Source organism: Mycobacteroides sp. CBMA 271 (genome assembly GCF_009729205.1).
Taxonomy (GTDB): domain Bacteria; phylum Actinomycetota; class Actinomycetes; order Mycobacteriales; family Mycobacteriaceae; genus Mycobacterium.
In genome coordinates this window covers 85,378-109,769 of sequence record NZ_VTHB01000007.1, presented here as the reverse complement: position 1 = coordinate 109,769, position 24,392 = coordinate 85,378, and the positions used below count along the sequence as shown (strand labels likewise).

The window sequence follows — 24,392 nt, the reverse complement described above, 5'->3', positions numbered from 1 at the left end:
TCAGCCCTTGCATGGGATGAAGAGTCCCATTAAATTGGAGGTACCTGAGGAGGAAGCAATGCCGCTATTCACCGTTCCCAAGTCGAGTGCTTTTGACGACGAGTACTTGATGACGCTCCGCACTCTCTCGGAAGGGTCGGTGCGCCTGCACTTCGACCCGTTCGAGGACATCGACTGGAATGCTCCGGACTATCAGATCGACCGCAATGACCCCCGTTGGGTGCTGGACCCCCAGCTCGACACCCTCGGCGGAACTGCGTGGTACCAGAACCAGCCGCTGGAGCGTCAGATCGAGATCGGGCGCTGGCGCCAGGCCAACGCCATCAAGGTCGGGCTCGCCTTCGAGAGCATCCTGATCCGCGGCATGATGCAGTACCTCATGAAGCTGCCGAACGGCTCGCCGGAGTTCCGTTACTGCCTCCATGAGATGACCGAAGAGTGCAACCACATCCAGATGTTCCAGGAGCTCGTCAACCGCATCGGTGACGACGTACCCGGCATGCGCAAGTGGTTCCGCCGCGTCTCGCCGATGATCGGCGTGCTGGGCGGTTGGGCCCATGTGGTTCTCTTCATCGGCATCCTCGGTGGCGAGGAGCCGATCGATCACTACCAGAAGTCGTTGATCCGCAACGACGTCCAATTGCCCCCCGCGGTCAAGCGCGTCATGCAGATCCACGTCGCCGAAGAAGCCCGGCACATTTCCTTCGCGGGCGAGTTCCTGCGGGTGCACGTGCCGCTGCTGAGCAAGCGTAAGAAGGCCATCTGCACCGTCCTGTTCCCGCTCGCCATGCGCTGGCTGGCAGGGGAGATCATGACCCCGCCGAAGTCGTTCGCGGCCGAATTCGACATCCCGCGTGAGGTTTTCAAGGAAGCCTTCTGGCGCGGCGAGCACGCCCGACAGACGTTGTCCGGCTACTTCGGTGACATGCGCAAGCTCACCGAGGACATCGGCATGCGGCCGTGGTGGGTGCGCCCGCTGTGGAAGCTGCTGCACATCGACGGCCGGCCGTCGCGGTACCGCAGCGAGCCCGACCGTTCGCACACGGGCACACCGCTAGCGGTTGGCGCCTGACAGTTCCGCGATCGCGGCCATCAGCTCGGTCTGCGGGTCCAGGGATACGCCCAACGAACGAGCGGCCCCGTCCAGCACGTACCAGACGTAATTCGCGAGATCGTCGACGATCTCGGTGCGGCTGCGCACGGGTTCGGTATCGCGCAGCCATCGGGAGAGCGTGCCCTCGACCATCGTCACCACCGCGTAGGTGACAGATTCGAAGGGGCTGTAGTCGATTCCGAGTAGTTCGGTGATCGGTATAAGGACGCCCCGGACGCGTTGTTCCATACGGACCTTCACGGTGCTGACGGCATCGACGGCCGGATCCTCGTCGGTTGTACCGGAACCCATGAATTTGTACCGATGCGGGTAGTCGGTCATCCAATCCAGCACCGCCCGAATGGTTCTGGCGGCAATGTCGTTGATGGAACCCCTGGTGACGTCGAGCTGCGATGAGATCGTCGTATCGAAGTCCTCCATCAGATACGAGCGGATCCGGCGATCCAGGTCTTCACGTCCCTCGAACTGCCGATACACCACGGACTTGGCCAGCCCGGCTCGCTTGGCAATTAACTGCACGGGAATCTCGGTGCCGGGCGGCGTCTCGTCGAGCAGCGCGACGGCGGACTCCACGATGCGGATCTGCCGGGCCGAGTTATGCCGTTCCCAGCGCGCCTCATGACCAGTCAGTGAGCGCTCTCGGGCATTGGTATCTGGCACCCGGCGATTCTATCGAGCCGTTTCCGGCTTGGACGCCACACAGAAGATCCGGCGGAATCCGAATGGTGTCACCGCGCCAGAGGCCGGGTAGGCCTGATGCAGCAGCGCGGCGTATTCCTGCTCGAACTCGGCGAATTCGTCGGCGGAGAGCGCCGAGATCACCGGTCGTAGACCGGTGCCATGCACCCAACGCAGCACAGGATCGTCACCGGCGAGCAGGTGCACGTACGTCGTTTCCCAGGCATCCGGAACAAGGCCGGCGGAAATCGCCAGGCGCGCATAATCTTCAGCTGAGTCCGTGCTCTCGGTACCGCGCAGCACGCCGCCCAGCCGTGACGCCCACCGCGGGGATTCGGCGACCTGACGCATCAACGTGTGTGACGGCGCGCCGAAGTTTCCCGGCACCTGGAAGGCCAGCCATCCGCCGGGATTGAGCTGCTGTGCCCATGTGGCGATCAGCTCGCGGTGCTGCGGAAGCCATTGCAGTGCGGCGTTTGTGAACATCACGTCCACTCCGTCTGCCCGGAAGTCCGCGATATCGCCTTGCTCGAGACGAAGATTGGCCGGCAGGTTCTCCGGGGCAGTGGCGAGCAGCTCGGCGGACGAATCGAGTCCGAGCACCGAGGCGTTCGGCCACCGGCGCGCCAATTCGGCGGTCAAGATTCCACTGGCGCAACCCAAGTCGACAACGGTTCGTGGCGCGGGCGCCGGGATGCGGGAGAGCAGCTCAAAAAACGGGCGACTGCGCTCATCACCGAATCGGCTGTACTCCTGTGGGCTCCACACGGTTCTGTTCGTCGTCACTCCACCGAATGTAGCCGCGCGGCGCTACATTCCCCACATGAATTACGGGGTGGGGGCCGCGGTGCTGTGCTGGATGGCGGCATTGTCGTATTTCGACATCAGGTATCGCCGATTGCCGAATTGGCTGACCCTGGCGGCCGCGGTGGTGGTTGTCGTGGTGGCGGTGGTCGGTCGCGATCTGCCAATGGCGGAGGGCGCGATGGCGCTGACCGCGCTGTATCTGATCGCACACCTAATCTCGCCACAGGCGATGGGGGCGGGGGATGTCAAGCTGGCTTTCGGTCTCGGCGGGCTGTCCGGGGCGTTCGGATTGGACGCGTGGTTTATCGCGGCAATCGGTGCGCCGCTGCTGACCGGCCTGGTCGGGCTGGTGGTCATGGCCTTCGGGCGCCGAGGGACATCGGTGCCACACGGGCCGTCGATGTGCCTGGCCACGGCGGTCGCGGTGGGGTTGTCCACGGCATCGTCGTTCTGACCGATTGCCGTTGCGCGAAGCGGCATTTTATGGCCCCCGTCGCGGGCAGATAGCGTCGGATTCATGGAGTGGAATTTTCGGTCGGCTGAAGAACTCGCGGTGGCGTTGCGTGCCGGTGAGGTGACATCGGTGGAACTGACTGACGAGGCGATTGCCTGTATCGAGCGGGACGACAAGGCGATCAACGCGATCTGCGTGCCGGACTTCGAGAATGCTCGCATTGCAGCAATTCGTGCCGACGAAGCGCGGGCCCGCGGCGAGGACCGGCCGCTGCTCGGAATTCCCGTGACGGTCAAGGAGTCCTTCAACATCGCCGGGCTGCCCACGACCTGGGGCATGCCGTTGCACAGGAACTACGTGCCGGCGGACGATGCGATACAGGTGTCACGGGTCAAGGCCGCCGGCGCCGTCGTGCTCGGCAAGACCAACGTGCCCCTCATGTTGCAGGATCTGCAGAGCTTCAACGAGATTTACGGCACCACCAACAACCCGTGGGATCACAGCAGAACGCCCGGCGGATCCTCCGGTGGTTCGGCCGCCGCCCTGGCGTCGGGATTCGGCGCGTTGTCCCTCGGCTCAGATATCGCGGGTTCGCTGCGCACGCCCGCACATTTCTGCGGTATCTATGCGCACAAGCCGACACTCGGACTGGTGGCGAACCGCGGCATGGTCCCGCCGCCCGCACCCGCATTGCCTGTCGATCGCGACCTTGCTGTCGCCGGTCCGATGGCGCGCACAGCCCGCGACCTTGCGCTCCTGCTGGATGTGATGGCAGGACCGGACCCGCTGACACTCGGTGTCGGGTACGACCTGGCGCTGCCGCGACCGCGCCACGAGCGGCTCGGGGACTTCCGCGTGCTGATCCTCGATGAGCATCCCCTCGTTCCGACGGGGTCCGCCGTGCGCGCTGCGGTGAGCCGAGTCGCCGACGCCCTCGTGGCCAGCGGTGCCCGCGTCGAGCGTCGCAGTCCGCTGCTGCCCGACCTGTCCGAGGCCGCGACGCTTTACGTCGAACTATTGACGTCGAGTCTTGCCGCAGGCTTTCCCGCGCAGAGGTACGAGCAGCTGCGGACTGACGCCGCCGAATTGAACTCAGCCGAATTAAACCCGGACGACCATGGTTTCGACGCGGCCTGGTTGCGCGGCCCAGTGTTCAGCCATCGGGACTGGATCGAGGCGAACAACCGTCGTGAATTGCACCGTCATGGCTGGCGGCGGCTCTTCGCCGAGTTCGATGTCGTGGTATCTCCGATCACGCCGACTCCGGCGTTCCCACATGACCATGTACCCAATCTCGGGGAACGATGCATCGATATCGACGGCCTCGACTACCCGTTCGCCAACCAGCTCGTCTGGGCAGGTCTGGCGACAATGCCTGGACTGCCTGCTACCGCCATACCAGTGGGCAGATCGCCCGAGGGCCTGCCAGTGGGAGTGCAGCTCATCGGTCCGATGTTTGAGGACCGGACTCCGCTACGGCTGGCAGAACTGCTTGAGCAGAAGATCGGCGGCTTCGAGCCGCCGTTGCAGGGCGCGAGGACAGCCATCTGACAGAGAAGGGTCCACTGTCCCGATCGATGTGGAGGACCCACCTGCCCTCATGGGACAATGACACACGTGTTGCGCTGGATCACGGCAGGTGAGTCGCATGGACGCGCGTTAATCGCGGTCTTGGAAGGCATGGTCGCCGGTGTCGAACTGACATCGGAGGACATCGGCAGGCAGTTGGCGCGTCGTCGCCTGGGCTACGGCCGCGGTGCCCGCATGGCCTTCGAGGCCGATCAGGTCACCATGCTGGGAGGAGTCCGGCACGGTTTGACCCTGGGCGGCCCGGTGGCCATCGAGATCGGCAACACCGAATGGCCCAAGTGGGAGACGGTGATGTCCCCGGATCCCGTCGACCCGGCCGAACTGGAGAACATCGCGCGCAATGCGCCGCTGACCCGGCCGCGGCCCGGCCACGCCGACTACGCCGGAATGCTCAAGTACGGATTCGATGATGCGCGCCCGGTACTCGAACGGGCCAGCGCTCGCGAAACCGCCGCCCGCGTCGCCGTCGGCACAATCGCGAAGGCATTCCTCAAGCAGGCGCTGGGCGTCGACGTCATCTCCCACGTCATCTCGATCGGCGACTCCGAGCCGTACGACGGGCCCGTTCCCGGCGCGGCGGACCTGGCCGCTATCGACGGCAGCCCGGTGCGGGCCTACGCGGAGTCCGCGGAGTCTTCCATGATCGGCGAGATCGAGGCCGCCAAGAAGGACGGCGACACCCTCGGTGGCGTGGTGGAAGTTGTGATTGCCGGCCTCCCGGTCGGCCTGGGCTCGTTCGTCAGCGGCCAGGACCGTCTGGACAGCCAGCTTGCCGCCGCCATCATGGGCATTCAGGCCATGAAGGGCGTCGAGATCGGCGACGGTTTCACCACCGCGCGCCGCCGCGGCAGCGCAGCCCACGACGAGATCTACCCCGGCCCGGATGGCATCTTGCGTTCCACCAATCGTGCCGGTGGTCTAGAGGGCGGCATGACCAATGGTCAGCCGCTGCGGGTGCGGGCGGCCATGAAGCCCATCTCCACCGTCCCGAGGGCGCTGGCGACCGTAGACATGTCTACCGGGGACGAGGCCGTCGCCATTCATCAGCGCTCCGATGTGTGCGCGGTCCCGGCGGCCGGCGTGGTCGCCGAGGCGATGGTTGCGCTGGTAGTGGCGCGCGCAGCGCTGGAAAAGTTCGGCGGCGATTCCCTCTCTGAAACGAAGACCAACGTTGGCGCGTACCTGGATGCGGTGGCGCAGCGGGAGCCACGAAGAGCGGCTAACACAGCGGGATGAGCCCCAAAGCCGTCCTCGTTGGGCTGCCTGGATCGGGTAAGTCCACCATCGGCCGTCGGTTGGCTAAGGCGTTGGACGTCAACGTCTACGACACCGATGCCGGCATCGAGACCGAGGCCGGGCGCAGCATCGCCGACATCTTCGCCACCGACGGCGAGCCGGAGTTCCGGCGTATCGAGGAATCGGTGATTCGGCAGGCACTGGATCAACACGACGGGGTGGTTTCGCTAGGCGGCGGCGCCGTGCTCACCCCGGGAGTTCGGGAAGCTCTTTCCGGACACACTGTCGTGTACCTGGAAATCAGTGCCGGGGAAGGGATCAGGCGCACCAGTGGCAGCGTGGTGCGTCCTCTGCTGGCCGGGCCGGACCGTGCCGAGAAGTATCACGCACTCATATCGCAGCGGGTGCCGCTGTATCGGGAGGTCGCCACCATCACGGTGAACACCGATCGTCGAAATCCGGGTGCGGTGGTGCGGATGATCGTCTCCCGCATGGAAGGCCCGGGGGACCCCGACCGATCGACTTCATCAAGGCGACGACGCCCTCGGCGGCGGCCCCGGTCTCGACGGCGTGCGTCGAGCGCCAATACCGCGACCCAAACATCAACCGACACTTCCGGAACCGCGACTAAGGAAAGAGCCGACAATGACTAGCCCCGAGCCGACGACGATTACCGTCGAGGTGAACCCGCCCTACCCGGTCATCGTCGGGACTGGCCTACTCGGGGAGCTGGTCGATGCGCTCAAGGGTAGTGACAAGGTGGCGATTCTGCATCAGCCCACCCTGGCCGTCACCGCCGAGGAGATCAGAAAAACTTTGGCCGACAACGGAATTGATGCGCACCGCGTGGAAATTCCGGACGCCGAGGACGGTAAGGACCTGGCCGTGCTGGGCTTCATCTGGGAGGTGCTGGGCCGCATAGGGATCGGGCGCAAGGACGCCGTTGTAAGCCTCGGGGGAGGGGCCGCCACCGATACCGCGGGCTTCGCGGCAGCCACCTGGCTGCGCGGGATCAAGGTGGTGCACGTGCCCACCACGCTGCTCGCCATGGTCGATGCCGCCGTTGGCGGGAAGACGGGTATCAACACCGAGGCTGGAAAGAACCTTGTCGGCGCCTTTCACCAGCCGGGGGCGGTGCTGGTGGACCTGGCGACCCTCGATTCGTTGCCGCGCAATGAGATCGTCGCCGGCATGGCAGAGGTAGTGAAGGCCGGATTCATCGCCGACCCCGTCATCCTTGAGCTCATCGAGGCCGATCCGCAGGCCGCGATCGATCCGTCCAAGCCGGTGCTGCGCGAGCTCGTCGAACGTTCCATCGCCGTGAAGGCCAAGGTGGTGGCGGCCGATGAGAAGGAGGCCGAGCTGCGCGAGATCCTCAACTACGGCCACACCCTGGGCCACGCCATCGAAAGGCGTGAACGGTACCGGTGGCGCCACGGCGCCGCGGTGTCGGTCGGTTTGGTGTTCGCCGCCGAATTAGGGCGTCTGGCAGGACGTTTGGACGACGAGACCGCCGATCGACACGCGCGAGTGTTGTCCGCGCTCGGGCTGCCTATCCACTATGACGCCGACGCGCTGGGACAGCTCGTCGAGAGTATGCAGGGCGATAAGAAGACCCGTTCGGGCATACTACGTTTCGTGGTGCTCGATGGGTTGGCCAAACCGGGGCGTCTGGAAGGCCCCGATCCGTCGCTGTTGGCCGCTGCGTATTCCGTGGTGGCGGCGCCAAGTCGGGGTGAAGGAGTAATGCTGTGACGATTCAGGTGCTCAACGGCCCCAACCTGGGTCGCCTCGGCAAGCGAGAGGCCGCCGTCTACGGCAGCGTCACTCACGAGGAGCTGGTCTCGCTCATCGAGGCCGAGGCAGCCTCATTGGGGGCGGATGTTCAGGTGCGTCAAACCGACAGCGAGGCTGAGCTGCTCGGCTGGATTCACGATGCTGCCGACGCCAAGGATCCGGTGATCCTCAACGCCGGCGCGTTCACCCACACCTCGGTGGCGTTGCGGGACGCGTGTGCCGAGCTGACCGCCGGGCTGATCGAGGTGCACATCTCGAATGTGTATGCACGCGAAGAGTTCCGGCACAAGTCCTACCTAAGTGCGCTGGCCACCGGAGTGATCGTCGGACTTGGCGTGCAGGGGTATCTGCTGGCCTTGCGTTACGTGGTCGGTGCCGTCGCCGGCTCGTCGTAGCTTTCGAATCGCGATGGCGCGTCCGGCCGCGAGAGCGAGCGTCGACGGGATGAAGAGCACAATCGCCAAAGTGAAAAGCGCCCACAAGATTTGGACGATCGGTCCGCTCATCTGGGTATGGAGATTGTAGGTGTAGATCAGCCAGGCCAGACCACCGCCGAACACGCCGGCCACGATTGTGCTTAGGCCCCATTGCGCTACGAGGTGGTGTTGTTGCCGGTGCGGGTCGGCATATCCGTCCGCGAAGCCCCATCCGATGCCCGCAAGAACGCAGGCGAAGAAAGTGATGGTGATGAGATCGCTCTGGTTATTGAAGTGGACGTCATACGACGACAACATGTCGAAGACAGTCAGGAGCGCGGTCCATGCCCCGAAGACTATTCCGCGCAGGAACCAGGCCACGGGCTATTTAACCGCTTCTTCTTCCTGAACCGCCTGGAACACATCAGTTTCCGGGCCATCTGATTCTCGCAGCGCGGCGTGCGCCTTCTCCTTGCGGTCCACCAGGAGCCGGCCGACAAAGACGCCGAACATGGCAGGTGCGAACACCAGCAGTGCGATGAATGCCGCGGTGGTGGTGAGCTCGGCCAGGATGCTTGCGGCATAGATTCCGTCGTTGAACAGGCTGATCAACCACACCACCAGGCCACTGACCACCCCGGCGAAGATGCCGGCCACCAACCACCACATGGCGAGGTCGTCCCTACGGTCCGGGTCGGGATTGCGCCGCGCGTCGCTGCGACCGTCGGTGAGGGCCCATCCGATTACTGCAGAGATGAACACGATCACCAGCACCACATTGATGGCGGTGACGTGGTTCTCCCACACGCTGATGGCCAGTCCCTGCACCACGCGGATCAGCACCATGAGGATGGCGAAGACGGCGCCGCGGGAGAGCCATTGCGTGGTCATAGAACGTGTTCCAGCTTCGGGCATGGACCCAGCGTATCGCGGTAGCGTCGATACCTGTGAAGAGTGATGAGCAGCTTGCGCGGAGAACCTCGGGTGCGGCCCACGTCCACATCGACCGCAGGGAACGCCTCCGCGAGGGGCTGCGCGTGGACGGGATAGATGCGCTTTTGGTCACCGATCTGATCAATATTCGCTACTTGACGGGTTTCACCGGGTCGGCCGCCGCGCTGTGGGTGGCCGCCGATGATGATCGCGCGGGCGAGGACGCCACCGTGCTGTGTACCGACGGCCGGTACCGCACCCAGGCCGCCGAGCAGGTGCCCGATCTGCGGGCACTGATCGACCGCAAGTACGGCGCGGCCTTGTTCGCGGGGGCTGGCGCGGGGCGGGCGGGGTTCGAAAGTCATGTGGTAACCGTCGACGGTTACGACAAGCTGGCCCAGGCGGCCGGTGATGTTGAGCTCGTGCGGGCACCGAACCGCGTGGAGAAGTTGCGCGAGGTCAAGGACGACAGCGAGTTATTTCTGCTCGAAAAGGCTTGTGCGGCAGCAGATACCGCATTGTCTGCGTTGATCGATACCGGCGGAATCCGGCCCGGGCGCACCGAGCGCGAGGTGGCGCGCGACCTGGAGAACCTCATGTGCGAGCACGGGGCCGACGGCCCCTCCTTCGAAACGATCGTCGCCGCCGGCGCGTCGTCGGCGATTCCGCACCACCGGCCCACCGACGCCGTGTTGACCGACGGCGACTTCGTCAAGATCGACTTCGGCGCGCTGGTCGGCGGGTACCACTCGGACATGACGCGGACGCTGGTGCTGGGCTCGGTCGCCGCATGGCAGCAGGAGATCTACGACCTGGTGCTGGCCGCGCAGGCGGCAGGCCGGAAGGCGCTGACACCCGGGGCGTCGCTGCAGGGCGTGGACGCGGCGGCCCGTGATGTCATTGCCGCTGCCGGATACGGCGAGAACTTCGGCCACGGCCTCGGGCACGGGGTTGGATTGCAGATCCACGAAGCACCGGGCATCGGCGCGACGGCCACCGGTACACTGCTTGCTGGCTCGGCGGTGACAGTCGAGCCAGGGGTCTACCTGCCTGACCGGGGCGGAGTCCGGATAGAGGACACGCTCGTGGTGCGGCCCGACAGGCCGGAGCTGTTGACCCGGTTCCCCAAGGAACTCACCGTCATTAACTGAGTAGTTACACAAGGAGACAGACGACTGTGGCTTCAACCGCCGACTTCAAGAACGGCCTGGTGCTCAACATCGATGGTCAGCTGTGGCAGATCACGGAGTTTCAGCACGTGAAGCCCGGTAAGGGACCGGCGTTCGTGCGCACCAAGATCAAGAATGTGCTGTCGGGCAAGGTCATCGACAAGACCTTCAACGCTGGGGTGAAGGTGGAAACCGCGACCGTCGATCGTCGCGACAACACCTACCTGTACCGCGATGGCGACTCGTTCGTCTTCATGGACAGTCAAGACTTCGAACAGCACCACCTGTCTCCGGAGCTGGTGGGGGGCGCGTCCGACTACCTGCTGGAGGGCATGATCGTCCAGGTCGCGTTCAACGAGGGCGCCGCGCTGTACATCGAACTCCCGGTGACCGTTGAGCTTGAGGTCACCCACACCGATCCCGGGCTGCAGGGTGACCGCTCAAGCGCCGGCACCAAGCCGGCCACGATGGAGACCGGCGCCGAGATCCAGGTTCCGCTGTTCATCAACACCGGCGATCGCCTCAAGGTCGATTCGCGTGACGGCAGCTACCTCGGCCGTGTGAATGGCTGATTCGGCTCGAGCGTCCAAGGGGGGGCGCCGCAAGGCCCGCAAGCGGGCCGTGGACCTGCTGTTCGAAGCCGAGGCGCGGGATATGACCGCCGCGGTCGTCGCCGACGAACGGCGCGCGCTGGCCCAGTCGAAGCCAGACGTGGAACCGTTGAATCCGTACACGGTGACGGTCGCGCACGGCGTGACCGAGCATGCCGCCCATATCGACGAGCTGATCTCGTCGCACCTACAGGGATGGACGCTGGCCAGGCTGCCCGCTGTGGACCGCGCCATCATGCGGGTCGCGGTGTGGGAGCTACTGCATGCCGAGGATGTACCCGAGGTGGTGGCCGTCGACGAGGCCGTCGAACTGGCCAAACAGCTCTCGACTGATGACTCGCCGGCATTCGTGAACGGAGTATTGGGTCAGCTCATGCTGGTGACTCCGCACATCCGCGGTACCTCGGCGCCCAGCTCCACGGAGTAGTTCAACCGATCCGGATCTCGAAGATTGGGATGACCCTGTCGGTCAAGGTCTCGTACTCGGCGAAGCCGGGGGCCCGCTGCTTGACGATCTCGAAGACGCGGTCTCGTTCGGCGCGGGGGAGTTCGACGGCAACGGCGCTCGCTTTCGGGTTGGCACCGATTTCCACCTCGACACTGGGGTTGGCCCGCACGTTTGCGACCCACGCCGGGTTCTGCGGTCGTCCTGCTGCGGATCCGACGATGTAGGCCCTGCCGTCGATATCGAAGTACGCCAAAGGATTCACGCGCTCTGCGCCCGACTTGGCTCCGGTGCTCGTCAGCAGCATCAGCGGAAACCCTTCGAACTGGCCGCCCACTTTGCCGCTATTGGCGCGGAACTCGGCGATATTGCTCTCGTTGAAGGACTGCTCCGTGCCCGATGATTCGGTCATCTTGTCTCGATTCTCTGGGGGACGTGTCGAGCCTAGTGAACGTCCATGAATCGTGGCAGAGCAACATGAACGACAAGAGGCTCAGTATCGTGGATGCAGCCCCAGATGCGGTATTGGCAGCGATCTGTCAGGATTAGCTGCATGGGAGCATGGGGTGCGGGCCCATTCGATAACGATGACGCGGCCGACTTCTTGGGAGATCTCAGGGAGAGCGACGATATTGAGTTGGAACTGGCCCGATGCTTACGAATGGCGACTGGCGCGTATGTGGAAGCTCCGGAAGGTTCGTGCGCGATTGCGGCGGCTGCGATAATTGCCCTCACCTGTTCGGATGCCGTGGATCACAGGGTGCGGGAGTGGTCGGACGTGGTAGCGGATATCGCCATTAAGCAAACACAGGCGCCAGCACTCGCGCGACTGGCATCTGCGGCGATCATGCGGGTGACCGCGGCGGACAGCGAGCTGGCCGCCCTGTGGGAGGACGGTGACGCGACCGAGTGGCGGGCTATCGCCTCCGGGGTGGAGTCTTCTCTGCGAGGCGTCGGGACGCAGAACTATCAAGATTGGGCCCCGTACCCCGGGCTGGCCGAAGCGGCGGCGATTGCCTTGCGTGATCCCGATGCGGCTCTCGACGAATTGAGGGCTGTGGTCAATCTGGCGGATGTTCGCGTCTTCACCCTTGATCGTGAACCCGGTGAAAATCCAGAGCGGCTCTGGCAGCAGGTGGCCCTGATCGAGGGGCGCCGGCTCATCCTGTGGCAGGGAGAAGACGAAACCGGACGATTCGATTCTGTGGAGTTCACTTCGACGATTCACGTCATCCCATTGTCGGCTGTCACGGAATACAAACTGCGGACCACATATCAGCGTGTGGGCGGCGTGCGTTCGCTGTTGTCTGTCGATTTTTGGCTCTTCACCGCGACGTCGGCAAAATCGCGTGCCGTCTCGATCTCTGAGACGAAATACGAGGTCGCCGAGTTCTACTTCGGCAAGTCGATAGTCGATGGCGGACTGGCACAGATGGAACGGCTGTTGCAGTTTGGTCGGGCGGTGGCACAACATGCATGACGATTGGGCGTCGCTCACACGTTTGGACAGCGCGATCGAGGCATTCACATCGCATTCCGCGGTGGCTCTGACGCAACTGGGACAGGTTGTCGACTTCGAACGGGTCAGCGCATTTGTGATGAGTCGGGGTATCGGCAGTATTCATGCGGGTCGCGATATGTACTGGTATGAAATCGTTTTAATCGAGGGCGATCGACTGATTCTCTGGCACGGTAAGGACGGTCACTGCCCGGGCTATGGGGGGAATGATTCGCACCCGCGATTGGTGGCAACGTTGCGCACCATCGCCCTGTCGGAGATCAGTGACCAGTCCTTGGTCACCGAGTACGACTTAGATGCCGACGGTGCCACGACACTGGCCGCGGTTGATCTGACGGTCGGGCTCTCGGCGACGTATCGCACCGTGAAGACCTCGTTGGAGGAATATCGGCACACTATTGACTATCTTCGGTTCGCCAAGGAATCGAGTCATGGTGTGGCGCAGATGAATCAGGTGATCGAATTCGCTCAGGCGTTATCCAGGGAGGCCCGCTGACATCCTGGGGGTATGGCCGAGAACCTGCAGGATATGTTCGAATCCTCTTATCGCGGTGAGGCGCCCGAGCAGATTGCAGGCGCACCGCGACTGACCTGCGTCGCGAGAAGGCACTCAGGTACGGATTCGGCTCAAATTCTGTACCTGAGTGCCTTCTCGCCGCGGCTCACAATGCCGCGTACACCGCCTGCGCGAACTGCACGTGCAGCAGCTGCAGCCGGACGGTCGCCATGCGTCCCAGCGCCGCCTTCGGGTCCAGCTCGGGCATGCGCCACTGCGGCAGGAACATCAGGATCGCTTCGGCCTTTGGGTCGGCGTGCCACCACGTGCCGAACGCTCCCGGCCAGCCGAAGGTGCCGGCGCCGCCCGGTCCGAAGAGTGCGGCGTCGTTTGGATCCATCACGACCGACAAGCCGAGGCCGAATCCGCGCCCGGTCCAGTACGGCAGGCCGAAGGATGGCAACTGCCGCTGGGCCGGCGTCAGCCGGTTGGTACGCAACGCGGCGGTGGATTCGGGGGAGAGGATCCGCACTCCGTCGGCCTCGCCACCGCCCAGGAGTGCGCGCGCAAAGGTCAGGTAATCGCGCGCGGTGCTGGCCAGAGAGCCGCCACCGCGGCACAGCGCGGGCGCGGAGGTGGGCATCGAGGTGAGATAGCCGCTGTCGGCCACCACGATTTGGTCATCATCTCCGAGACCGTAAAGGCGTGCCAGTCGGGTCGCCTTGTGCTCGGGAACGAAGAAGTCGGTGTCGGACATGCCCAACGGATCCAGGATTCGTTGACGCAGCAGCGTGTTCAGCGGCAGCCCGGCCGCGCGGGCGATGAGTAGGCCGAGCACATCGGTGGAATGGCCGTAGTGGAAGCGTTCTCCGGGCGGATACACCAGCGGCAGCGCGGCGATGGCCGCGATCCACGCGTCGGGATCACTGAATGCCGCGGTATGCAGCGGTCGGTAGGCCTTCGCTATGGGTCCGGTCGAGATGAAGTCGTAGGTCAGCCCGCTGCGGTGGGTCAACAGGTCCTCGACCGTAATGGCGCGCGGCGCCCGGAACGTGTCATCCAGTGAGCCGTCAGGGTCTCTGAGCACCTGCATCTGGGCGAACTCCGGCAGCCAGGCGGTGATCGGGTCGTTCAAGCGGATCGTGCCGTCGTCGACGAGGCTCATGGCCGCCGCGCTGATCACCGGTTTCGTCATGGATGCGATGCGAAAGATGGTGTTCTCGGCCATCCGTAGGCCCGCGTCGACATCGCGATGTCCCGTGGCGGCGAGGTGCCTGAGCTGCCCGCGTTGCCACACCAGCGTCACCGCTCCGGCGAGAATGCGGTCGTCGATCGCGGCACGGATCGGGTCGAGGGCTGAGTCAAAACTGGGGTCGAACATGTCGTCGGACTCGGGCATCTCTCCATCCTGTCAGTCAAAGCTGGCAGCTGCCCGGATGCTAAGCTCTCCCGCGGTAAGTGACATCCTTTAACGATCCGTCCAGTGAGGCGGAGAAGGAGGTCTCGCGTAAGCGTGAGCGCATCAGAAGGACGCGAACTGTTGTCCGCCGCAGATGTCGGCAGGACCGTCGCGCGTATCGCGCATCAAATCATCGAGAAGACCGCGCTTTCGGACTCTCCTGGTGAGTCCGATGCGCCTCCACGCGTCGTGTTGGTCGGTATTCCCACCCGCGGTGCGACCCTCGCCAAACGGCTGGCCGCGCACATCACCGAATTCTCCGGTGTCGAGGTGCCTGCCGGATTCCTGGACATCACTCTTTACCGTGACGACCTGCGCAACAAACCGCACCGCCCGCTCGAACGCACCTCCATTCCCGAGGGCGGGATCGACGGAGCCCTGGTGATCCTCGTTGACGACGTGTTGTTCTCCGGGCGCACCGTGCGCTCGGCGCTGGACGCCCTGCGCGACCTTGGCCGACCGCGGGCGGTGCAGCTCGCGGTCCTCGTTGACCGCGGGCACCGGGAGCTGCCGCTGCGCGCCGACTACGTCGGCAAGAACGTGCCGACCGCGCGTTCCGAAGACGTCAAGGTTCTGCTGGCCGAGCACGACGGGTGCGACGCGGTGGTCATCAAGGGGGTAGAGGCGTGAGGCACCTCCTTTCCGTCGCCGACCTCACCCGCGACGAGGCCACCGCCATCCTCGACGACGCCGACCGGTTCCTGCAGGCGCTAGCGGGGCGCGAAGTCAAGAAGTTACCCACGCTGCGCGGACGCACGATCATCACGATGTTTTACGAAAACTCCACGCGGACAAGGGTTTCCTTCGAGGTCGCGGGCAAATGGATGAGTGCTGACGTCATCAACGTCAGCGCCTCTGGCTCCTCGGTCTCTAAGGGAGAGTCGTTGCGAGACACCGCTCTCACCTTGCGCGCTATCGGGGCCGATGCGTTGATCATCCGTCACCCGGCCTCGGGGGTCGCCGCACAGTTGGCCCAGTGGACGGCCGAGGGTGACGGGGGGCCGGCCGTCATCAACGCCGGTGACGGTACTCACGAGCACCCCACCCAGGCCCTGCTCGACGCGTTGACGATTCGTCAGCGGCTCGGCGGGCTTGAGGGGCGCCGCGTCGTCATCGTGGGCGATATCCTGCACAGCCGGGTTGCGCGATCGAATGCCTTGCTGCTCAGTACCTTCGGCGCCGAGGTGGTGCTGGTAGCACCCCCGACGCTGCTGCCCGTCGGTGTCGAGACTTGGCCGGTGACGGTTACCCACGATTTGGATGCCGAGCTGCCGGGTGCCGATGCGGTCTTGATGCTGCGGGTGCAGGCCGAACGCATGACCGGCGGGTTCTTCCCGTCGGCACGTGAGTATTCGGTGCTGTACGGCATGTCCGCGGCACGGCAGCGGCTGCTTGCCGAGCATGCGGTGGTGCTGCATCCCGGTCCCATGCTGCGCGGTATGGAAATCGCATCCTCGGTCGCAGATTCCTCACAATCCGCTGTTCTGCAACAGGTATCGAATGGAGTACATATCCGTATGGCCGTGCTGTTCCACCTGCTGGTCGGTTCCTCCGATGGCTCAGAGGCGGTCACGGTATGAGCATCTTGATCAAGGGGGTGCGCCTGTACGGCGAGGGCGACCAGGTTGACGTCCTGGTCGAGGACGGGCAGATCACCCGCATCGAGGCCGGTATTGGGCCGGGCATTGAAACTGAGGTCGACACCGCCATTGAGGCGCCCGGCCAGATACTGCTGCCGGGATTCGTCGATCTGCACACGCACCTGCGCGAGCCCGGCCGTGAGGACACCGAGACCATCGACTCCGGCTCGGCGGCAGCAGCTTTGGGCGGATACACGGCCGTCTTCGCGATGGCCAACACCAACCCGGTGGCCGACAGCCCGGTGGTGACCGACCACGTGTGGCAGCGCGGACAGCAAGTGGGGCTGGTCGACGTGCATCCGGTGGGCGCCGTCACGGTGGGGCTGGAGGGCAAGCAGCTCACCGAGATGGCGATGATGGCACGCGGCGCCGGCCGGGTGCGGATGTTCTCCGACGACGGCAAATGCGTACACGACCCCCTAGTGATGCGGCGCGCGCTGGAATATGCCAAGGGGTTGGGTGTGCTCATCGCCCAGCATGCCGAGGAACCGCGGCTCACGGTTGGCGCGGTGGCTCATGAGGGCCCCCACGCGGCCCGGCTGGGCTTGACCGGATGGCCTCGTGCCGCCGAGGAATCCATCGTTGCGCGGGACGCGATCTTGTCCCGCGACACCGGAGCTCCGGTACACATCTGCCACGCCTCCACCGCGGGCACCGTCGAATTGCTCAAGTGGGCCAAGGCGCAGGGAATCGCCATCACCGCCGAGGTGACGCCGCACCACCTGCTGCTCGACGACGGCTTGCTTGAGTCCTATGACGGGGTTTTCCGGGTGAACCCGCCGTTGCGTGAGTCCTCCGACGCGGCGGCGCTGCGCCAGGCGCTTGCCGACGGAGTGATCGACTGTGTGGCAACCGATCACGCCCCACACGCCGACCATGAGAAGTGCTGCGAATTCGCGGCGGCCCGCCCTGGCATGCTCGGGCTGCAGACCGCACTGTCGGTGGTGGTGGAGACCATGGTGAAACCGGGGCTGCTCACCTGGCGCGATATCGCGCGAGTGATGAGCGAGCGGCCGGCGCAGATCGTTGGGCTCCCTGATCAGGGGCGACCGCTGGAGGTCGGCGAGCCCGCGAACCTGACCATCGTCGACCCCGAGGCCACCTGGACCGTCAGCGGCGACGGCCTGGCCAGCAAGTCGGCCAACACGCCCTTCGAATCGATGACATTGCCGGCCACCGTGACCGCCACACTGCTGCGCGGTCGCGTCACCGCACGGAACGGGAAGGTAAGCGAATGATGAGCCGCTTGCGCGAAGAAAATAAGCGAACGATGAGCCGCCTGCGCGAAGAGAATTCGTTATGAACCACGGGGACACCGTCGGTGCGCTCATCATGGCCGGCGCCTCACTGACCCTGACCGTACTGCTCGCCCGCTTGATGTGGCGTGGCTGGCGCGCACGCGTGCAGCGGCAGACCGACACCGTCGGCGAGCTTCCGGTCGTGCCCTCCGAACGCGGCGACATCGTCATCGGGCCTACCGAAGGGCTCTACGTCGGCAGTACCATCGCACCGGACTGGCAAGACCGCATTGCGGCGGGCGACCTGGGGTACCGCGCGAACGCCACCCTGACCCGTTACTCGCAGGGAATTCTGTTGGAGCGCAGCGGGACCGACGACATCTGGATCCCTGCAGATGTCATCACCGAGATCCGCACGGCCAAGGCGCTGGCGGGCAAGGTGCTCACCCATGACGGCATCCTCGCCATCCGATGGAAGTTGCCCTCCGGCACCGAGATCGACACCGGATTCTTAGCCCGGCCTCGTAGCGAATATCAAGAATGGAAGCAGGCTTCGTGACTGACAAAGCGGTGCTCGTCCTCGAAGACGGGCGAGTGTTCACCGGGAAACCATTCGGTGCAGTGGGGGAAACCCTTGGCGAGGCGGTCTTCTGCACGGCCATGTCCGGCTACCAGGAGACCCTGACCGACCCGAGTTATCACCGGCAGATCGTGGTCGCCACCGCGCCGCAGATCGGCAACACCGGTTGGAATGACGAGGATGACGAGAGCCGCGGCGGCAAGATCTGGGTTGCCGGGTACGCGGTGCGCGACCCCTCGAATCGGGTATCGAATTGGCGCTCCACCGGTTCCCTTGACGATGCCCTCACGCGGCAGCACATTGTCGGTATCGCGGGAATCGACACCCGCGCCGTGGTCCGTCACCTGCGCACCCGCGGGTCGATGAAGGCGGGCATCTTCAGTGGGACCGTCGCCGATGCGCCCACCGAATTCCTGCTGTCGCGTGTCAACGGCCAAGCCGCCATGCTGGGTGCCGATCTCGCCGGAGAGGTGAGCACCGACGACAGCTACATTGTGGAACCCGATGGCGCGCACCGATTCACGGTGGTGGCGCTGGACCTGGGCATCAAGACCAACACCCCGCGCAACTTCGCGTCACGCGGCGTCCGGGTGCAGGTGGTGCCTTCGTCGATCAGTCCCGACGAGCTGCTGGCACTCGCGCCCGACGGGGTCTTCCTGTCCAATGGCCCCGGGGATCCGGCCACCGCGGACCACGTGGTCGCGGTCACCCAAGCGGCGCTGGAGCGGCGAATCCCGTTGTTCGGCATCTGCTTCGGCAACCAGCTACTGGGCCGGGCGCTGGGGCGGTCCACCTACAAGATGGCCTTCGGGCATCGCGGTATCAACGTCCCGGTCATTGACCATTCGACCGGGCGGGTGGCCATCACCGCGCAGAACCACGGTTTTGCGTTGGAGGGCGAGGCGGGCGAGCAGTTCGATACGCCGTTTGGTCGGGCCGAGGTAAGCCACACCTGCGCCAACGACGGTGTGGTGGAGGGGATCCGGTTGCTCGACGGGTCGGCCTTCTCGGTGCAATACCACCCCGAGGCGGCGGCCGGGCCACATGACGCCGAGTACCTCTTTGACCAGTTCGTCACCGCACTTGAGAATCGGGGTAATCGCTGATGCCACGTCGCACAGACCTGAACCACATCCTGGTCATTGGTTCCGGACCCATCGTCATCGGCCAGGCCTGCGAGTTCGACTACTCGGGCACCCAGGCCTGCCGTGTGCTTCGCGCCGAGGGCCTGCAGGTCAGCCTCGTCAACTCGAACCCCGCGACGATCATGACCGACCCGGAGTACGCCGACAACACCTACGTCGAGCCGATCACCGCCGAGTTCGTTGAGAAAGTAATTGCCGCACAGGCGGAAAAGGGCAACAAGATCGATGCCCTGCTGCCGACGCTGGGCGGTCAGACCGCGCTGAACACCGCGGTCGCGCTCTTCGAGAACGGTGCGCTGGACCGCTACGGCGTGGAGCTCATCGGAGCCAATTTCGAGGCCATCCAGCGCGGTGAGGACCGGCAGCGCTTCAAGGACATCGTCGCCAAAGTCGGGGGAGAGTCGGCGAAGTCCCGCGTCTGTTTCACCATGGACGAGGTCCGCGACACGGTCGCGGACCTGGGATTACCGGTCGTGGTGCGCCCCTCCTTCACGATGGGCGGGCTGGGCTCGGGCATGGCTTACACCCCCGCCGAGGTCGAGCGCATAGCAGGCGAAGGGCTGTCTGCCTCGCCGTCGGCCAACGTGCTCATCGAGGAATCCATATACGGCTGGAAGGAATTCGAGCTCGAGCTGATGCGCGACAGCCGCGATAACGTGGTGGTCGTCTGCTCGATCGAGAACGTCGACCCGATGGGCGTGCACACCGGCGACTCGGTGACCGTCGCCCCGGCAATGACGCTGACCGACCGCGAGTACCAGAAGATGCGTGACCTCGGTATCGCGATCCTGCGTGAGGTCGGTGTGGACACCGGTGGCTGCAATATTCAGTTCGCCATCGACCCGCGTGACGGACGCCTCATCGTCATCGAGATGAACCCGCGCGTGTCGCGCTCAAGTGCGTTGGCGTCCAAGGCAACCGGATTCCCGATCGCCAAGATCGCGGCGAAACTGGCCATCGGCTACACCCTCGATGAGATAGTCAACGACATCACCAAGGAGACCCCGGCCTGTTTCGAGCCGACCCTGGACTACGTGGTGGTGAAGGCACCGCGGTTCGCCTTCGAGAAGTTCCCGGGCGCCGACACCACGTTGACCACCACCATGAAATCGGTGGGTGAGGCCATGTCCCTGGGCCGCAACTTCGCCGAAGCTCTTGGCAAGGTGATGCGGTCGTTGGAGACCTCCGCGGCCGGCTTCTGGACCGATGACACGGGTCCCATCGAGGACCTGGGTGCGTTCCTACGGGAGCTGCGGGTGCCGCGTGACGGCCGTCTCTACGGCATCCAGCGCGCGCTGGCCGCCGGTGCCACCGTTGAGCAGCTGGCCGAAATCACGGGTGTCGATCCATGGTTCGTGGAGGAAATCGCCCAGATTCACCACCTCGGCACCGAGCTACGCGAGGCACCGATCCTCGACGAGGAACTCCTTCGCCGCGCCAAGCACTACGGCCTCTCGGACCGTCAGATCGCCGCACTTCGGCCGGAACTGGCGGGAGAGAACGGGGTCCGCTCACTACGGCACCGGATGGGCATCCGTCCGGTGTACAAGACAGTCGATACCTGTGCCGCCGAGTTCGAGGCGAAGACCCCGTACCACTACTCCAGCTACGAGCTGGATCCGGCGGCGGAATCGGAAGTGGCCCCGCAAACGCAGCGACCCAAGGTGCTCATCCTTGGCTCGGGTCCCAACCGTATCGGTCAGGGCATCGAATTCGACTACAGCTGCGTTCATGCGGCAACCACGTTGTCGGAGGCCGGATTCGAGACCATCATGGTCAACTGCAACCCGGAAACGGTGTCCACCGACTATGACACCGCAGACCGCCTGTACTTCGAACCGCTGACCTTCGAGGATGTGCTCGAGGTGTACCACGCCGAAAGCGAGTCCGGCCGGGGTGGACCGGGGGTGGTCGGCGTGATCGTGCAGCTCGGTGGACAGACTCCGCTCGGCCTGGCGAAGCGTTTGGCCGATGCGGGAGTACCGGTGGTGGGCACCAGTCCGGCGGCCATCGATCGTGCCGAGGACCGCGGAATGTTCGGCGACCTGCTGGTCTCGGCGGGGTTACCGGCGCCACGTTTCGGTACCGCAACAACTTTCGAGCAGGCTAGGGCGATCGCCGCCGACATTGGCTATCCGGTGCTGGTGCGCCCCTCCTATGTGTTGGGCGGCCGGGGCATGGAGATCGTCTACGACGAGGAAACCCTGCACGGCTACATCACCCGCGCCACCCAGCTCTCGCCCGAACACCCGGTGCTGGTGGACCGCTTCCTGGAAGATGCCATCGAGATTGACGTCGACGCGCTGTGCGACGGCACCGAGGTGTACCTCGGCGGGGTCATGGAACACATCGAGGAAGCCGGTATCCACTCCGGTGACTCGGCGTGTGCGCTGCCGCCGGTCACCCTGGGCCGCAGCGATATCGAAAAGGTGCGGCAGGCCACCGAGGCCATCGCGCACGGAATCGGCGTGGTCGGCCTGCTCAACGTGCAGTACGCACTCAAGGACGACGTGTTGTACGTCCTGGAGGCCAACCCCCGTGCGAGCCGTACGGTGCCGTTCGTCTCCAAGGCCACGGCGGTGCCGCTGGCCAAGGCGTGCGCTCGGATCATGTTGGGCGCCACCATCGCCGGCCTGCGGGAGGAGGGGCTGCTGCTTGGCGAGGGTGACGGAGCCACCTCGCCGTCCGGAGCCCCCGTCGCGGTCAAGGAGGCCGTGCTGCCGTTCCATCGGTTCCGCAAGGCCGATGGCAGCGGCGTGGACTCCCTACTCGGACCGGAGATGAAGTCGACCGGCGAGGTCATGGGCATCGACGCCGATTTCGGGAGTGCCTTCGCCAAGAGTCAGACTGCCGCCTACGGGTCGCTGCCCAAGGAGGGCACCATCTTCGTCTCGGTGGCCAACCGGGACAAGCGCTCGCTGGTGTTCCCGGTCAAGCGATTGGCGGATCTCGGATTCAAGGTGCTGGCCACCGAAGGTACAGCGGAAATGCTGCGCCGCAATGGAATACCGTGCGAAGAGGTGCGCAAGCACTACCAGAGCGTAGGGGACGGGCGGCCCGCGCAATCGGCGGTAGACGTCATCAAGTCCGGCGAGGTCGCGATGGTAATCAATACCCCGTACGGAAACTCGGGCCCGCGCGTCGACGGTTACGAAATCCGTTCTGCCGCGGTGTCGATGAACATCCCGTGCATCACGACGGTGCAGGGCGCCTCGGCTGCCGTGCAGGGCATCGAGGCCGGTATCCGCGGCGATATCGGGGTGCAGTCGCTGCAGGAACTCCACGCGGGATTGCGATGAACCGCGTGCGTGAAGAGCGTTGGCTGCGGTGACGTTCGGGGCACGGCTGCAGGCCGCCACCGCCTCCCGGGGTCCGCTGTGTGTGGGCATTGATCCGCATCCGGAGCTGCTGCGCTCGTGGGGGTTCGAGGCGGACGCATCGGGTCTTGGCAGATTCGCCGACATCTGCGTCCAAGCGTTCGGCGATGTGGCGATTGTCAAACCACAAGTGGCGTTCTTTGAAACCTACGGTGCGGCAGGGTATTCGGCTCTCGAGCGAACCATCGGTGGATTGGGCGAGGCGGGCGTGCTGGTGCTCGCCGACGCCAAGCGCGGAGATATCGGATCAACCATGGCGGCGTATGCGCAGGCGTGGGTGGGGGATTCGCCGTTGAGCTCGGATGCGGTGACCGCGTCGCCGTATCTTGGATTCGGATCGCTGTCTCCGCTGCTGGATCTCGCGCGGGAGCGCGAGCGCGGCGTGTTCGTCCTTGCGGCGACGTCCAATCCTGAAGCGCCACCGGTGCAGCGAGCGCTCGCCGAGGGTTCGACTGTCGCGCAGGCGATGGTGGACCAGGTGGCCGCGCTCAATGCCGAGGAGGCCGGTCCCGGATCGGTGGGTGTGGTCGTCGGGGTGACCGTCACCGACCCGCCGGATCTGTCCTCAATCGGTGGTCCCGTGCTGGTCCCCGGGCTCGGCGCCCAGGGGGGTAGGCCCGAGGACCTGCGCGGTTTGGGTGGAGCGCCCGGGCGGCTGTTGCTGCCAGCGGTCTCGCGTGAGGTGCTCGGTGCCGGTCCGGGTGTGGCGGCGCTGCGGGCGGCGGTCGACCGGTTACGCGATAGCGTCGCTTACCTGTTGGCAGAATAGGCAGATCGCCGATCGACGCTAAAGTCCGGCGCAATCGGCGACGATTTCGACTGATCCACCGGAGCGGTCATCGACACCCGTGACGCGGTAGACGGTGCCCTCCTTGACCACCTTCATCCGCCATGACGTGTGCGATGGTCCATCGCCGCGGAAATCGCGTGAGTGTCCTGCCCCTTCGAGCCTGCCGTGCGATACCGCGAGCGTCGACCGGTTGATGATCACAGAGAACGAGGGATGGCGGCCAGCGGTGGTCGGGGAACTGCTGGCGGCGATCGTGAAGTACGAATTCGGTCCGCCGTCGTAGGCGCAGTAGGGGATGGTGTCACGCAGATCGACCCGCACTCCGTCGAGTGTGGCGGCCACCGCCACCGGTTGCGCGTATCGATCGGTTCGAACAGGCGAGCCGGGTGCGCATGACACGTTCGCGGTGAATGCATGCGGCACTGTGTCCCATCCACGCTGAGAGACGCGGAAGACCTGGCCGGAGACCGTGTAGTCCGAACCGGTCTGTACCAACGTTACCGGAGTGGTTGGCGCCGAATTCATTTCGGAATTATCGGTGATCACCGAAACGTCCGCTCGTCCGTCGTGAATTCGCAGCCGAAGTGTATTGGTGCTGGTGCCAAGAGGATTGGTGGCACCGGCCTCGATTCCCGATTTGTCATCGCGCGCGCAGGAGGTGACGGTGTTCTCGAGATTCAGGGGTGCGCCGTCAAGGGTGGCACCGATGCGAATCGGTTGGATCAGGGTGGTACTGACGGGAACCGGGCTTGGCCGCAAGGACGCGGGTTGCGCCGGCTGACTCGCCTGAGTACTGGATATCTGGGCGGGAGGCGTGGGCTCACAGCCGGCGATGAGCAGTGCCGCGCCGAGTGCGGTACTTGCTCGGATCATCGCGATTCGTGTTGGCACAGATCCC

25 protein-coding genes and 1 pseudogene are annotated in these 24,392 nt (G+C 64.9%); 20 read left to right on the top strand and 6 right to left on the bottom strand.

The features are described from left to right. The first annotated feature begins 58 nt into the window (after nt 1–58). Nucleotides 59–1,072 carry a diiron oxygenase gene (locus FZI91_RS18595; RefSeq protein ID WP_155940577.1) on the top strand — a complete coding sequence of 338 codons (1,014 nt, stop codon included), beginning with the start codon at nt 59–61 and terminating at the stop codon, nt 1,070–1,072. On the opposite strand, the gene FZI91_RS18590 is transcribed toward FZI91_RS18595, so the two are convergent. Next, a complete protein-coding gene (locus FZI91_RS18590) occupies nt 1,055–1,774 on the bottom strand; it encodes a TetR/AcrR family transcriptional regulator (RefSeq protein ID WP_162526300.1) in 720 nt (239 codons plus the stop codon). The genes FZI91_RS18595 and FZI91_RS18590 overlap by 18 nt on opposite strands. Before the next feature lie 9 nt (nt 1,775–1,783). Beyond that, nucleotides 1,784–2,578 (bottom strand): methyltransferase domain-containing protein, encoded by a 795-nt coding sequence (locus FZI91_RS18585; RefSeq protein WP_162526299.1) that lies wholly within the window; start codon nt 2,576–2,578, stop codon nt 1,784–1,786. Between the two features lie 37 nt (nt 2,579–2,615). Between FZI91_RS18585 and FZI91_RS18580 the strand changes: the two genes are divergently transcribed. The 6 genes from FZI91_RS18580 to aroQ all read left to right on the top strand — a co-directional run bounded on the left by FZI91_RS18580 (nt 2,616) and on the right by aroQ (nt 8,071). Then, nucleotides 2,616–3,053 carry an A24 family peptidase gene (locus tag FZI91_RS18580; protein ID WP_155940576.1) on the top strand — a complete coding sequence of 146 codons (438 nt, stop codon included), beginning with the start codon at nt 2,616–2,618 and terminating at the stop codon, nt 3,051–3,053. A 63-nt stretch (nt 3,054–3,116) separates the two neighbouring features. Next, on the top strand, nt 3,117–4,604 hold the full coding sequence (locus FZI91_RS18575; protein WP_155940575.1) for an amidase: 1,488 nt from the start codon (nt 3,117–3,119) through the stop codon (nt 4,602–4,604). A 66-nt stretch (nt 4,605–4,670) separates the two neighbouring features. Beyond that, the gene (aroC, locus tag FZI91_RS18570; protein ID WP_162526298.1) at nt 4,671–5,879 is read left to right on the top strand and encodes a chorismate synthase; all 1,209 of its coding nucleotides are present in this window, start codon (nt 4,671–4,673) and stop codon (nt 5,877–5,879) included. Next, nucleotides 5,876–6,532: a shikimate kinase gene (locus FZI91_RS18565; protein WP_155940573.1), complete on the top strand. Its 657-nt coding sequence runs from the start codon at nt 5,876–5,878 to the stop codon at nt 6,530–6,532. The genes aroC and FZI91_RS18565 overlap by 4 nt, the downstream gene beginning before the upstream one ends. Further along, entirely contained in the window at nt 6,525–7,634 is a 1,110-nt protein-coding gene (aroB, locus tag FZI91_RS18560) for a 3-dehydroquinate synthase (protein ID WP_155940572.1), read from the top strand. Before FZI91_RS18565 ends, aroB begins: the two co-directional genes overlap by 8 nt. Continuing rightward, nucleotides 7,631–8,071: a type II 3-dehydroquinate dehydratase gene (aroQ, locus tag FZI91_RS18555; RefSeq protein WP_162526297.1), complete on the top strand. Its 441-nt coding sequence runs from the start codon at nt 7,631–7,633 to the stop codon at nt 8,069–8,071. The genes aroB and aroQ overlap by 4 nt, the downstream gene beginning before the upstream one ends. A gap of 405 nt (nt 8,072–8,476) precedes the next feature. Here the strand turns inward: aroQ and FZI91_RS18550 are convergent, their stop codons facing one another. Further along, on the bottom strand, nt 8,477–9,007 hold the full coding sequence (locus FZI91_RS18550; RefSeq protein ID WP_203448840.1) for a B-4DMT family transporter: 531 nt from the start codon (nt 9,005–9,007) through the stop codon (nt 8,477–8,479). 32 nt (nt 9,008–9,039) lie between these two features. Here FZI91_RS18550 and FZI91_RS18545 point away from each other — a divergent pair, with 32 nt between their 5' ends. Genes FZI91_RS18545 through nusB form a run of 3 tightly spaced genes read left to right on the top strand, consistent with a single transcriptional unit; the run spans nt 9,040 to nt 11,232 of the window. Further along, nucleotides 9,040–10,176: a Xaa-Pro peptidase family protein gene (locus FZI91_RS18545; protein WP_162526296.1), complete on the top strand. Its 1,137-nt coding sequence runs from the start codon at nt 9,040–9,042 to the stop codon at nt 10,174–10,176. Nucleotides 10,177–10,202: 26 nt separating this feature from the next. Continuing rightward, entirely contained in the window at nt 10,203–10,766 is a 564-nt protein-coding gene (gene efp / locus FZI91_RS18540) for an elongation factor P (RefSeq protein WP_162526295.1), read from the top strand. Then, nucleotides 10,759–11,232 (top strand): transcription antitermination factor NusB, encoded by a 474-nt coding sequence (nusB, locus tag FZI91_RS18535; RefSeq protein WP_155940570.1) that lies wholly within the window; start codon nt 10,759–10,761, stop codon nt 11,230–11,232. The genes efp and nusB overlap by 8 nt, the downstream gene beginning before the upstream one ends. 1 nt (nt 11,233) lies before the next feature. On the opposite strand, the gene FZI91_RS18530 is transcribed toward nusB, so the two are convergent. Further along, nucleotides 11,234–11,662, bottom strand: coding sequence for a nitroreductase family deazaflavin-dependent oxidoreductase (locus FZI91_RS18530; protein ID WP_155940569.1), 429 nt, complete (start codon nt 11,660–11,662; stop codon nt 11,234–11,236). 141 nt (nt 11,663–11,803) lie between these two features. On the opposite strand from FZI91_RS18530, the gene FZI91_RS18525 reads away from it, so the two are divergent. From FZI91_RS18525 to FZI91_RS24360, 3 genes and pseudogenes are all read left to right on the top strand, one after another. Beyond that, nucleotides 11,804–12,730, top strand: coding sequence for a DUF4259 domain-containing protein (locus tag FZI91_RS18525; protein ID WP_162526294.1), 927 nt, complete (start codon nt 11,804–11,806; stop codon nt 12,728–12,730). Further along, a complete protein-coding gene (locus tag FZI91_RS18520; RefSeq protein WP_166548262.1) occupies nt 12,723–13,265 on the top strand; it encodes a hypothetical protein in 543 nt (180 codons plus the stop codon). Before FZI91_RS18525 ends, FZI91_RS18520 begins: the two co-directional genes overlap by 8 nt. A gap of 12 nt (nt 13,266–13,277) precedes the next feature. After that, nucleotides 13,278–13,352 (top strand): annotated as a pseudogene (locus FZI91_RS24360) (class I SAM-dependent methyltransferase); the annotation flags it as partial. A gap of 79 nt (nt 13,353–13,431) precedes the next feature. On the opposite strand, the gene FZI91_RS18515 reads toward FZI91_RS24360, so the two are convergent. Next, nucleotides 13,432–14,646, bottom strand: a complete 1,215-nt coding sequence (locus tag FZI91_RS18515; protein WP_155940813.1) for a serine hydrolase — start codon at nt 14,644–14,646, stop codon at nt 13,432–13,434. Between the two features lie 132 nt (nt 14,647–14,778). On the opposite strand from FZI91_RS18515, the gene pyrR reads away from it, so the two are divergent. The 7 genes from pyrR to pyrF all read left to right on the top strand — a co-directional run bounded on the left by pyrR (nt 14,779) and on the right by pyrF (nt 23,473). Continuing rightward, nucleotides 14,779–15,354, top strand: a complete 576-nt coding sequence (pyrR, locus tag FZI91_RS18510) for a bifunctional pyr operon transcriptional regulator/uracil phosphoribosyltransferase PyrR (protein ID WP_162526293.1) — start codon at nt 14,779–14,781, stop codon at nt 15,352–15,354. Then, nucleotides 15,351–16,304, top strand: a complete 954-nt coding sequence (locus FZI91_RS18505) for an aspartate carbamoyltransferase catalytic subunit (RefSeq protein ID WP_162526292.1) — start codon at nt 15,351–15,353, stop codon at nt 16,302–16,304. Before pyrR ends, FZI91_RS18505 begins: the two co-directional genes overlap by 4 nt. Beyond that, nucleotides 16,301–17,602: a dihydroorotase gene (locus FZI91_RS18500; RefSeq protein ID WP_155940566.1), complete on the top strand. Its 1,302-nt coding sequence runs from the start codon at nt 16,301–16,303 to the stop codon at nt 17,600–17,602. Before FZI91_RS18505 ends, FZI91_RS18500 begins: the two co-directional genes overlap by 4 nt. A gap of 61 nt (nt 17,603–17,663) precedes the next feature. After that, on the top strand, nt 17,664–18,161 hold the full coding sequence (locus FZI91_RS18495; protein ID WP_155940565.1) for a transporter: 498 nt from the start codon (nt 17,664–17,666) through the stop codon (nt 18,159–18,161). Beyond that, nucleotides 18,143–19,288, top strand: coding sequence for a glutamine-hydrolyzing carbamoyl-phosphate synthase small subunit (gene carA, locus FZI91_RS18490; RefSeq protein ID WP_155940564.1), 1,146 nt, complete (start codon nt 18,143–18,145; stop codon nt 19,286–19,288). The genes FZI91_RS18495 and carA overlap by 19 nt, the downstream gene beginning before the upstream one ends. After that, nucleotides 19,288–22,626 (top strand): carbamoyl-phosphate synthase large subunit, encoded by a 3,339-nt coding sequence (gene carB, locus FZI91_RS18485; protein WP_155940563.1) that lies wholly within the window; start codon nt 19,288–19,290, stop codon nt 22,624–22,626. The genes carA and carB overlap by 1 nt, the downstream gene beginning before the upstream one ends. Before the next feature lie 19 nt (nt 22,627–22,645). Then, on the top strand, nt 22,646–23,473 hold the full coding sequence (gene pyrF / locus FZI91_RS18480) for an orotidine-5'-phosphate decarboxylase (RefSeq protein WP_155940562.1): 828 nt from the start codon (nt 22,646–22,648) through the stop codon (nt 23,471–23,473). A gap of 18 nt (nt 23,474–23,491) precedes the next feature. Here pyrF and FZI91_RS18475 read toward each other — a convergent pair whose 3' ends face one another. Then, nucleotides 23,492–24,385 carry a hypothetical protein gene (locus FZI91_RS18475; RefSeq protein WP_155940561.1) on the bottom strand — a complete coding sequence of 298 codons (894 nt, stop codon included), beginning with the start codon at nt 24,383–24,385 and terminating at the stop codon, nt 23,492–23,494. Nucleotides 24,386–24,392 lie beyond the last annotated feature (7 nt).

Coding starts and splice junctions, on each gene's coding strand:
- FZI91_RS18595 (WP_155940577.1), top strand. CDS start 59: ATGCCGCTATTCACCGTTCCCAAGTCGAGTGCTTTTGACGACGAGTAC.
- FZI91_RS18580 (WP_155940576.1), top strand. CDS start 2,616: ATGAATTACGGGGTGGGGGCCGCGGTGCTGTGCTGGATGGCGGCATTG.
- FZI91_RS18575 (WP_155940575.1), top strand. CDS start 3,117: ATGGAGTGGAATTTTCGGTCGGCTGAAGAACTCGCGGTGGCGTTGCGT.
- FZI91_RS18565 (WP_155940573.1), top strand. CDS start 5,876: ATGAGCCCCAAAGCCGTCCTCGTTGGGCTGCCTGGATCGGGTAAGTCC.
- aroB (WP_155940572.1), top strand. CDS start 6,525: ATGACTAGCCCCGAGCCGACGACGATTACCGTCGAGGTGAACCCGCCC.
- FZI91_RS18550 (WP_203448840.1), bottom strand. CDS start 9,007: ATGCCCGAAGCTGGAACACGTTCTATGACCACGCAATGGCTCTCCCGC.
- nusB (WP_155940570.1), top strand. CDS start 10,759: ATGGCTGATTCGGCTCGAGCGTCCAAGGGGGGGCGCCGCAAGGCCCGC.
- FZI91_RS18530 (WP_155940569.1), bottom strand. CDS start 11,662: ATGACCGAATCATCGGGCACGGAGCAGTCCTTCAACGAGAGCAATATC.
- FZI91_RS18525 (WP_162526294.1), top strand. CDS start 11,804: ATGGGAGCATGGGGTGCGGGCCCATTCGATAACGATGACGCGGCCGAC.
- FZI91_RS18520 (WP_166548262.1), top strand. CDS start 12,723: ATGCATGACGATTGGGCGTCGCTCACACGTTTGGACAGCGCGATCGAG.
- FZI91_RS18515 (WP_155940813.1), bottom strand. CDS start 14,646: ATGTTCGACCCCAGTTTTGACTCAGCCCTCGACCCGATCCGTGCCGCG.
- FZI91_RS18500 (WP_155940566.1), top strand. CDS start 16,301: ATGAGCATCTTGATCAAGGGGGTGCGCCTGTACGGCGAGGGCGACCAG.
- FZI91_RS18495 (WP_155940565.1), top strand. CDS start 17,664: ATGAACCACGGGGACACCGTCGGTGCGCTCATCATGGCCGGCGCCTCA.
- carA (WP_155940564.1), top strand. CDS start 18,143: ATGGAAGCAGGCTTCGTGACTGACAAAGCGGTGCTCGTCCTCGAAGAC.
- carB (WP_155940563.1), top strand. CDS start 19,288: ATGCCACGTCGCACAGACCTGAACCACATCCTGGTCATTGGTTCCGGA.